The following is a 9,182-nucleotide window of genomic DNA, read 5'->3' as shown; positions in this document are numbered from 1 at the left end:
GCGAGCGACGGGGGCGGGGCGCAGGCGGCGAGGGCGAGCGCGAGGGCGGCGGCGCCGAGCGCGGGCCGGGAGGGCGCCGCGCCGCGGACGGCGCGGGGCTTCGTCAAAGCGCCGGCTCCTTCGTGTACCCGGGCAGCGTCCAGCTCCGCAGCTCCTGCAGCACGGCGTCGTTCGTGGAGTCGAGGTGGAGCGGCGTGACGGCCACGAGACCGTCCTTCAGCACGCAGTTGCAGTCGGAGCCCGGGATGTCCTCGTTCGTGGGGCCGCCCTCGCCGCCGATCCAGTAGTACTTGCGGCCGCGCGGATCGGTCTTCTCGATGACCTCGTTGCCGTAGGTCCGCCGGCCGAGCCGGGCGAAGCGGAACCCGCGCACCGGGCCGGGCGGGACGTTGACGTTGAGCAGGAGCGGCGCCGGCGGCGGGCGCGCGACCACGTGCCGCGCGAGCGCCGCCACGAAGCGGGCGGCCTCCTCGAAGACATGGGTCGGGGGCGACGCGAGCGAGGCGGCGATCGCGTGCACCCCGAGGAGCGCCCCTTCCATCGCCGCCGCCACGGTGCCGGAGTAGAGGACGTCGTTGCCGAGGTTCGGGCCGTGGTTTATCCCCGAGACGACCACGTCGGGCCTTGCCGCGCGGAGCACGTGGTTCAGGCCCATGTACACGGCGTCCGTCGGCGTCCCGTCCACCGCGTACCAGCGCGGCGCGAGCTCGAGGAGCCGCAGCGGGTGGTGGAGCGAGATCGCGTGCGACGAGGCCGACTGCTCGCGGTCGGGCGCCACCACCCACACCTCGTCGCCCTCGAAGGCGGCGGCGAGCGCCTTCAGCCCGGGCGCATGCACGCCATCGTCGTTGGAGAGCAGGACTCGCACGCGCGTGAATGTACCACCGGACCGCCAGGCGGGCAGGGGGCTCAGTCCGCCCGCGCGAGCTCGGCCGCGAGCACCTCGGCCACCTCGCGCGCGTGCTGCACGGTCGCGGGGCGCACGCGGGTGAGCGCGCGCCGGACCGCAGCCTCGACCGTGCCGCTCCGGAGGTCGTCCACCGTGCGCCCCTTCGCCGTGAGGGAGAAGAGTGCCCGGCGCGCGTCGGCGGGATCTCGCCGGCGCTCCAGGAGACCGCGGTCGCCGAGGCGCTTCAGGATCCCGGTGAGCGTGCTCGGGTGGAGGTGCAGGATCTCCGAGAGCTCGCCCGCCGAGATGCCCGGATAGCGCCCGAGGATCCGGACCACGAGCCGCTGCGGCGCGGTGATGCGCAGCCGTGACTCCATCCGCTTGGAGGCCGACTGGAGCGCGTGATCGAGGGCCCAGAGCGTCCGCATGAACTCCAGGACGGGGCCGAGGGCCCTCTTCCCGTTGACCTGGAGCTCTGCGTTCTTCTGGGCGCGCCTGGACATGACGACCATTTCACCTCGATCCCGAAGCGATTACCACGGGCGAGGGGACGCGGGTCATGCCCGCGCACACTGGCCTTGAATCCGCTCACCCGTTCTGGGTTAATGGCGAGCCAAACACGCAGTCCGTGTCCGGGGGGACAATTTGGACTGGCGAGAGGGATTCACCGCGTCTCCGCGCGCGGGCGGCACCGCTCCCTCCTTGGAAGCGGAGCGAATCGCGCGTGCGGACGCAGAGGCGTCGGCCGCCCGACTGGAGCGGCTGCAGTCCGTCACGGCCGCGCTCTCTCGCGCGCGGACGCCGGACGAGGTCGCGGAGGTCACGCTCGGGCGCGGGGTCCTCGCGCTCGGCGGGGCGCGGGGCCTCCTCCTCGTGCCCGGCGCCGGCGGCGGCATGGACGTGCTCCCGTACGGCGCGGAGCCGGGGGTCGTGGCGTCGGCGCGGCTCACCGAACCGGGGCCGGTCCGGGACGCGTTCCATTCGCGGGCGCCCGTGTTCCTCGAGGATCGCGCCGCGCTCGTTTCCAGGTACCCGGGGCACGAGGGGCTCGGGGGGGAAGCCTTCGTCGCGCTGCCCCTGCCGTCGCAGGGGCTGCCGCTCGGCGTGCTCTACGTGGGCTACGACGCCCCGCGCGTCTTTCCGGAAGTCGAGCGCGCGCTCGCAGTCACGATCGCCTCGCAGTGCGCGCAGGCGCTGGACCGCGCGCGGCTCTTCATCGCCGAGCGGCTCGCCCGCGCCGAGGCGGTCGCGGCCCAGCGGCGCCTGGCGTTCCTCGACGACGTGTCGGCGCACCTCGCCGCCACCCTCGACGAGGCCGAGATGGTCGCCGGGGTCGTGCGCCTGGCGGTGCCCGCGCTCGGCGACTGGGCGGGGGTGCTGGCGCTGCGCGAGGAGGGCCTCGTCGACGTGGCGCGGCTCGGCCCCGAGAGCCTGGGCGCGCCCGTCGAGGCGCGGGCGCGTGCGCTGGCGGTCGAGCGGCTCCTCATCGCCGGCGAGCCGCCGCGGCCCGAGCCGATCGACGAGTTCCCGGACCACTCCGGGCCCGGGCCGGCGCCGCGGTCCGCGGTGGTCGCGGCGCTCGTGGCCGACGGCGAGGCGCTGGGCCTCCTGGCGGTGGCGAGCGCCGATCCCGGCCGGCGGTACGGTGCGGCGGATCGGGTCCTCATCGGCGAGGTGGCGCGGCGCGCGGCGCTGGCGATCGCGCACGCGCGGCTCCTCGGCGACGCGAGGGCGGCGGCGCGGGCACGCGAGGAGTTCCTCCAGGTCGCCTCCCATGAGCTGCGGGGGCCGCTCGGCACGCTGCGGCTCGGAGTGCAGCTCTTGCTGCGGGACCCGCACGGCGCAGCCGCGACGAGGCCGCCCGAGGCACGGCTCCGGATGATCGAGCGGCAGGCCGATCGATTGGTGCGGCTCTCCGAGGCGCTCCTCGACGTGTCGCGCATCACGGCCGGCCGGCTCGTGCTCGCGCGCGAGGAGGCGGATCTCGCCGCGCTCGTCCGCGAGGTGGCCGGCCGCTACGCCGAGGAGGCCGCCGACGCCGGGTGCGCGCTCACGTGCGACGCGCCCGGGCCGGTCCGCTGCGCCTTCGACGCGGCGCGCGTCGAGCAGGTCGTCTCGAACCTCGTCTCGAACGCGCTCAAGTACGGCCACGGGAAGCCGGTCCGCGTGGGCGTCTCCGCGTCGAACGGCACGGCGCGCGTGACGGTGGCCGATCAGGGCATCGGGATCGACGCCGCCGACCAGGCCCGGATCTTCGGGCGCTTCGAGCGCGCCGTCTCCGGGCGGCACTACTCCGGCCTCGGGCTCGGCCTGTGGATCGTGCAGCAGATCATCGCCGCGCACGGCGGCGGCATCCGCGTCGCGAGCGCGCCGGGGCAGGGCTCGACGTTCACCGTCGAGCTGCCGCTCGACTGACCTGAAGATCGCGTCGCAGCCGACGACGGCTCACCCGATCGGACGATCGGCCGAGGCGCGTTCGAGCTCCCGCGCGGCCACCTTTACGGGGACGCCCCGTGCGTGACAGAGTGCGCTGACGCGCGCGGGGAGGGGAGCGCCGCCGCGCCATGCACTCCATCGTCCGCCTGCCTGCCGCGCTGTTGCGCGGGCTGTTCCTTGCTGCCTCCGCGCCCGCCCTCGGGCTCCTGCGCGGCGCTCCGCCCGCGATGGGAGGCGGGCGCGCCACAGGGTCCAAGAGCCGCGTCCGCAGCTCGCTGCGCGCCTCCTCGGTCGAGGGGGCCTTCGCCGAGCTCGTCGCCGCGACCGCCGGTCCCACCGTGCTCACGGCGTGGGCGCTCCACCTCGGCGCGACGCCGCTCGAGGTCGGGCTCATCGCCGCGCTCCCCCAGCTCGCGCAGGTCGTGCAGCTCCCTGCCGCCTGGACCACCGCGACCTTCGGCCGACGCCGGGTGGCCGTGAGCGCCGTGACGCTCTCGCGCCAGGCGCTCCTCCCGCTCGCCGCGCTCCCCTTCCTCCCGCTGTCGGCGCCCGCGGCGCGGGCGCTCCTGCTCGTGGTCGCGGCGCTCTCCGCGGCCCTCGCCGTGGTCGGGAACAACGCGTGGGTCGCGTGGATGGGCGAGCTCGTCCCGGAGCGCCTCCGCGGCCGCTACTTCGGGCGGCGCACCGCGCTCTGCACCGCCGGCGGCACGGTCGCGGGGCTCGGCGTCGCGCGGCTGCTCGACGCGGTCGGGACCGGCAGGGCCGCGCCGCTCGCGCTCGCGGGGCTGGCGCTCGCCTCGTCTGCGTTCGGCGCGGTGACGACCGCGCTCATGAAGCGCCAGCACGAGCCGCCCGCGCCTTCCCCCTCGCCGCCGTCGCTCGGGGACGCGCTCCGGCCGCTGCGGGATCGCGACGCGCGCGCCGTGCTCGTCTACCAGGTCGCCTGGAACGCCTCGGTGGGCCTCGCGGGCGGGTACTTCACGCTCTACCTGCTGCACGACCTCCGGGCCGGCTTCATGCTCGTCGCCGCCCACGCCGCCATCGGGGCGGTCACCCGCTTCGTGACGGCGCCGCTGTGGGGGCGGGTCCTCGATCGCGCCGGAGCGCGGCCGGTGCTCGCCGCCTGCTCCTTCGCCGCCGCGGGGCTGCCGCTCCTGTGGCTGGCGAGCTCGCCGGACCGGCTGTGGCCGATCGCGCTCGACGCCGCGATCGGCGGGGCGGCCTGGGGGGGCCACGCGCTCGCGACGCTCGCGCTCCCCCTCGAGATCGGCGCCCGTCGCGACCGCCCGTTCCACCTCGCCGCGTTCGCGATGGCGGGCGGCCTGGCCTACGCCGCCGCCGTGACGCTGGGGGGGCTCGCCGCGGTCGCGCTGCCGCCCTCGCTCGCCACGCTCGGCCGGGCCGGAGGGACCGGCCTCGAGCTCGTGTTCGTCGTGTCGGCCCTGGGCCGGCTCGCGAGCGCGCTCCTCGCCCTCCGCACGGACGCGCGCGGCGCCGTCTCGCTCGCCGAGGTGCACCGCGCCGCGACCGGCGCGGCGCGAGGAGCCCTCGCGTACGTCAGGATCCTCCGGCGGTGACGGCGCCGCGCCCTCGGCGCTCGCCCGCTCAGAACGGATGCAGGCCGAGCCGCTCGACCGGCACCACGTGCTCCTCGCGGAGCCAGGCGGCGGTGTCGAGGCGGAGCGCGTCCTCGTGCGTGCCGCCGCGGACGACGATCCACGCCTCGTGCGCGAGCGCGTCGTCGACGTAGATGGGCATCCCGAAGAGCCCGAGCGGCGGCTCCGCGCCGACCTCGCACGCCGTGAACATCCCCGAGAAGGCGGTCTCCGGCGCCAGCGCCGCGCGCGCCGCGCCGGTGGCGCGCCGCAGCGCCTCGAGGTCCACGCGCTGCGTGGCCGACACGACGGCGAGCGCGAGCTTGCCGTCGAGGTCGACCACCACCGGCTTCGCGATCCGCTCGCCGGAGACGTGCTCCGCGGCGGCGAGCCGCTGCGCCGGAACGGCGCGGACGTGGACCGAGTGCTCGTAGGCGAGGTGGTGCTGCTTCAGATACCGGTCGATGGGCTCCGGGATCACGGCGACCTCCTCCGCTTGGCGCGGGCGGGTGGCGTTGACCTTTCCCTAACCGCGCCCCCCGCCGCGGCGAGCGCGACGGCTGACCACGGGTGGGTAGGGACGCGGGAGGGCGAGCCCGTCCGCGGGCGTCCTCTGCAGGGGCCCTTGCTTCCCGCGCTCGGGGGGCGAATGGTTCGCCCGTGATCGCCGAGGCGCCGACGGACGGGCGCCGCCAGAGCGGGGATCGCACCTCACGAATGGCCCTCGACACCGTTGCTCCGACCCTGGGGCGCCGACCGCGCGCGTCCCGACCGTCCCCGACCGCCCGCGAGCTCGCGCGGGAAGCCCTCGGCGAGGTGCGCGACGCGGAGGTGCTCGTCGCGGCCGAGGAGGCCGGCCCCCTCGCCGCGGCGCTCGAGCGGGACGGCGCGCGCGTGACGCCCATCTCGCTCGGTGCCGACGCGCTCGCGGCCCCGGAGCCGTGGCGCGCGATCGAGCTGCCGACCTGGTCGTTCGACGCGGTGGCCGCGGAGGGGCTGCTCTCTCGCGCGGCGGACATCGAGGCCCTCCTCTACCGCCTGCGGGCCTGGGTGAGGCCCGACGCCCCGTTCGCCTTCGTGGAGCCGCTCGCCCCCGCGGCGTGGGACAGCAGCCCGCCGCGGGCCGCGACCGCCGGCGCGCTCGGGGCGCGGGAGCTCGAGCTCGTTCGACGTCACCTCCCCGGGATCCGCGTCCTGCGCCTCCCGGCGCCCGCGGCGGGGCGCCCGGTCTCGCCCTGGGCCGACGCGCTCTGGTCGGCGGTGGAGAGCGCGGCGACGTGGCTGCCCGGCGTCGGTCGCGAGGTGCGGCTCGCGGTGCTCACGGGCCGGCTGCCGCCCTGATGGCGACACCTGATGACGCGATCGCCGCGACGCACCGGGTACCCCGACGGACTTCGCTCAGAGTGACGACGGCCGAGGCCGGGCGCGCGCGCCGTGGCCACGTTCCGCCGCGGTGGCGATCCTCACGTACGATCTCGACCCGACGGAGGGGCTCGCGGGCCCGCGGCTCAAGGCGCTCCTCGACCTCGGGTTCCCGTGCAACCTGACCTGCGGCGGATGCGCGCGGGGGCGCCAGCGTGGCCGCCCCAACCGCGCCGCCGCCCTCGCGGTGGCGGAGCGGCTCGCCGACCTCGTCGCCGAGACCGCCGCAGGGGCGGTATCGCTCGTCCTGTTCGGGGGGGAGCCGCTCCTCGACACGGACGTCGTGGTCGCCAGCTCCGCGCGGGTGCGCGACGCGTGTGCGCGCGACGGGTGCGGCTACGACGCGACGGTGATCACGAACGCGACGCTCCTCGACGGCTTCGGCGCGCGCCGCCTGTCGCGCGCGGGGGTGACGACGCTGCAGGTCACCATCCCCGTCGCCGCGCGCGCGGCGTCGCGCAGCGCGCTGGATCAGCAGCGGTTCGCGCGCATCCTGCGGAGCATCCGCGAGGCGCGCGCGGAGCTCGAGGTGCTCGTCCGCTTCGAGGTGGACGGCGCCGAGGACCTGCGCGAGGCGCTCGCGACCGTCCGGGTGCTCGAGCGCGAGGGGATGCTCGCCTCGCCCCACCCCGCCGCTGTCCTGCTGGGGCCGCGCGCGAGCTACGCCGCGCAGGCGCGGGCGTTGTTCCTGGCCCGCCCGGCCCGCGCGGCCGCCGTCACTCGATGCCCATGAGCCGGTAGGCGAAGCGGAACGCCGCGGCGGGCAGGCTCGTCTCCCAGAAGCCGGTCGCGCGCGCGATCGCCCAGAAGCCGAGGAGCGTCGAGAGCGCCACCGCCGGGACGAGCCACGGGGAGAGCGCCCGCGCCCCCTTGCGCGTCACGCCGAGGCAGTCGGGCGTCGTGCAGGCGGCCACGCACGACATGCAGCCGGTGCACTCGGTCGAGATCACCCGGAGCCGCGTGTGCACCGGGATCTCCGCGGGGCAGGCGCGCGTGCAGGCGCGGCAGTCGTTGCAGGCGTCCGGATCCCGGCGCACGGAGAGCGGCGAGAGCAGGCTCGCGACGCCGAGGAGCGCGCCGTACGGGCAGAGATAGCGGCACCAGAAGTGCTTCACGACGAGCGAGAGCGCCGCGAGCGCCCCGATCACGAAGAGCGACATCGTCCCGGGGTGCCGGAAGAAGAGGAGCATCTTCGCGTCGGCGGCCGTGTTGAACGGGGACCGGAGGAAACCTTCGATCGCCTCGAGCGGCATCTGCCCGACGGTCCAGACGAAGAAGCCGAGGAGCAGGTACTTGAGCGAGGAGAGCGGCAGGTCGAGCCAGCGCGGCACCGCCGGCCAGCGGCGGCGCCACAGGGTTCGCCTGCCGATCCACTCGAGCGCCCGCGAGATCGTGCCGACCGGGCAGACCCACGAGCAGAACGCCTTCCGCGCGAGGAACGCGGTCGCGAGGGCCGCGAGGAGGATGGTGAGGCCGGCCGGGTGGACCTCGTCCCAGTAGCGGGTGAGGAGGAAGCGCTTCAGGCCCAAGAGCGCCGCGATGGGGAGGAAGGCCTCGACCGCGGGTGGGCGCGAGACGGTGAGCGGTCCGTCGCTCGTCGCCTGCGAGACGAAGCGGGCGAACTCGAGCCCGACGAGCGCCAGGAAGGCGAGATACGCGATCTGCACGGCCCAGCGGACGCGCGGGAGGAGCCGGTGCGGGTTCGTCCACCGGGCGGGCGTCACGCCGAATCGAGGGACGGCGGGCGAGGGAGCGGGCGGCGGCTCGGGGAGAAGCTCGTAGTTGGGCGTCGACATGCTCGGTGGGTGCTCCGGCGGGCCGCGAACGTTATCTCCTCGGGCCCGGCTGGGACAACGCAGAGGCCAGGCGTCCCGCGATCATCCCTTCCGGGGCTGGAGCCGTGGCCTCCCTTCCGACGGGGGGCGCGATGCGTAACATTCCGCTTTTCCCAAAATTCCAACTACACGGAGCGTAACGATGGCCGTCAACCTCATCCACCTCCCGCGCATCCTCGAGCGTCACGGCGAGGCGCTGCTCGCGGACTGGATCCGCGAGCAGCTGCAGTCGAGGTCCCGGACCGGCGCGATCAAGGAGGGGGAGCTGCGCGAGCAGTGCGCCGAGTTCCTGCGCCTGTTCCGCGAGGCGACGACGAAGGGCGGCGTCGACATGACCCGTCCCGAGTACGGGCCGCTCCGCGAGCTGCTCGCCAACGTCTCCGCCTCGCGCGGTGCGCAGGGGTTCTCGCCGAGCGAGACCGCCAAGTTCGTCTTCTCGTTCAAGCGGCCGCTCTTCATGCGGCTGCGGGAGGAGCTCATGCGGGATCCGGTCGCGCTCGCCGACGAGACCTGGGCGGCGACGGAGCTCCTGGACGAGCTCGGCCTCTACACGACCGAGGTGTACCAGAAGGCGCGCGAGGCGGTGATCGTGCGCCAGCAGGAGGAGATGCTCGAGCTCTCGACCCCGGTCGTGAAGCTGTGGGACGGCATCCTGGCGCTGCCGATGATCGGCACGCTCGACTCCAACCGGACGCAGGTGGTGATGGAGACGCTCCTCGAGAAGATCGTGGAGACCGGCTCCGAGGTGGCGATCATCGACATCACCGGCGTGCCGACGGTCGACACCCTCGTCGCGCAGCACCTCATGAAGACGGTGGCGGCGGCGCGGCTGATGGGCGCCGAGTGCATCATCAGCGGCATCCGCCCGGCGATCGCGCAGACCATCGTCCACCTCGCGATCGATCTCGGCACCGTCGTCACGAAGGCGAACCTCGCCGACGCCTTCAAGGCGGCGCTCGACAAGCTGGGCGTGGCTCAGCTCCCCGGTCGCTGACGAGGTCGGAA

At 75.3% G+C, this 9,182-nt stretch carries 9 protein-coding genes; 5 read left to right on the top strand and 4 right to left on the bottom strand.

The features are described 5' to 3' along the window. Positions 1–103: 103 nt before the first annotated feature. Entirely contained in the window at positions 104–868 is a 765-nt protein-coding gene (surE, locus tag MNZ29_RS02490) for a 5'/3'-nucleotidase SurE (protein WP_242340601.1), read from the bottom strand. Between the two features lie 41 nt (positions 869–909). After that, positions 910–1,392: a MarR family winged helix-turn-helix transcriptional regulator gene (locus MNZ29_RS02485; RefSeq protein ID WP_242340600.1), complete on the bottom strand. Its 483-nt coding sequence runs from the start codon at positions 1,390–1,392 to the stop codon at positions 910–912. 199 nt (positions 1,393–1,591) lie between these two features. Here MNZ29_RS02485 and MNZ29_RS02480 point away from each other — a divergent pair, with 199 nt between their 5' ends. Continuing rightward, on the top strand, positions 1,592–3,304 hold the full coding sequence (locus tag MNZ29_RS02480; protein WP_242340599.1) for an ATP-binding protein: 1,713 nt from the start codon (positions 1,592–1,594) through the stop codon (positions 3,302–3,304). Between the two features lie 149 nt (positions 3,305–3,453). Continuing rightward, complete coding sequence (locus tag MNZ29_RS02475; RefSeq protein WP_242340598.1) at positions 3,454–4,902, top strand: MFS transporter; 1,449 nt, start codon at positions 3,454–3,456, stop codon at positions 4,900–4,902. A 28-nt stretch (positions 4,903–4,930) separates the two neighbouring features. Here MNZ29_RS02475 and MNZ29_RS02470 read toward each other — a convergent pair whose 3' ends face one another. Further along, positions 4,931–5,401, bottom strand: coding sequence for an aminoacyl-tRNA deacylase (locus MNZ29_RS02470; protein ID WP_242352640.1), 471 nt, complete (start codon positions 5,399–5,401; stop codon positions 4,931–4,933). Positions 5,402–5,736: 335 nt separating this feature from the next. Here MNZ29_RS02470 and MNZ29_RS02465 point away from each other — a divergent pair, with 335 nt between their 5' ends. Together MNZ29_RS02465 and MNZ29_RS02460 are read left to right on the top strand one after the other, a co-directional pair. Further along, complete coding sequence (locus MNZ29_RS02465) at positions 5,737–6,261, top strand: hypothetical protein (protein ID WP_242352638.1); 525 nt, start codon at positions 5,737–5,739, stop codon at positions 6,259–6,261. A 112-nt stretch (positions 6,262–6,373) separates the two neighbouring features. After that, complete coding sequence (locus MNZ29_RS02460; protein ID WP_242352636.1) at positions 6,374–7,075, top strand: radical SAM protein; 702 nt, start codon at positions 6,374–6,376, stop codon at positions 7,073–7,075. On the opposite strand, the gene MNZ29_RS02455 is transcribed toward MNZ29_RS02460, so the two are convergent. Continuing rightward, entirely contained in the window at positions 7,059–8,138 is a 1,080-nt protein-coding gene (locus MNZ29_RS02455) for a 4Fe-4S binding protein (protein ID WP_242352634.1), read from the bottom strand. The two genes, MNZ29_RS02460 and MNZ29_RS02455, sit on opposite strands and share 17 nt — an antisense overlap. A 181-nt stretch (positions 8,139–8,319) precedes the next feature. On the opposite strand from MNZ29_RS02455, the gene MNZ29_RS02450 reads away from it, so the two are divergent. Continuing rightward, complete coding sequence (locus MNZ29_RS02450) at positions 8,320–9,171, top strand: STAS domain-containing protein (RefSeq protein WP_242340593.1); 852 nt, start codon at positions 8,320–8,322, stop codon at positions 9,169–9,171. Positions 9,172–9,182: the final 11 nt, after the last annotated feature.

Source organism: Anaeromyxobacter sp. SG64, assembly GCF_022690745.1.
GTDB lineage: Bacteria > Myxococcota > Myxococcia > Myxococcales > Anaeromyxobacteraceae > Anaeromyxobacter > Anaeromyxobacter soli.
This window is presented reverse-complemented; position numbering and strand designations above follow the sequence as displayed.